Source organism: Endozoicomonas atrinae, from assembly GCF_001647025.1.
GTDB lineage: Bacteria > Pseudomonadota > Gammaproteobacteria > Pseudomonadales > Endozoicomonadaceae > Endozoicomonas > Endozoicomonas atrinae.
Window position 1 is genome coordinate 1 of the sequence record NZ_LUKQ02000942.1, and the last position, 246, is coordinate 246.

Here is a 246-nt window from a genome sequence, read left to right on the forward strand (position 1 = left end):
ATGATGTACCGACCATTACTGCAGCCACCGATGTCACCGGCGCGGTGACCGAGATTGTGGATGGCGGCACCGGTGAAAACACCACCACATTATCCGACAGTGGTTCCTTTGCCATTGCGGATGTGGATCTCACCGATGTCCAGACCGTCAGTGTCACCTCCGACACCAGCGGGTACCTGGGCTCCTTTACGCCGACGGTCAGCAACAACACCACCGGCGACGGCACCGGGCAGGTGGACTGGACCT

The 246-nt window shown here is 60.2% G+C and carries 1 protein-coding gene; it reads left to right on the forward strand.

Annotated features, from left to right (window positions below; genetic code table 11):
* Positions 1-246 (forward strand): hypothetical protein (locus AK963_RS34715; protein ID WP_175404851.1); only part of this gene is annotated, 246 nt, incomplete at both ends.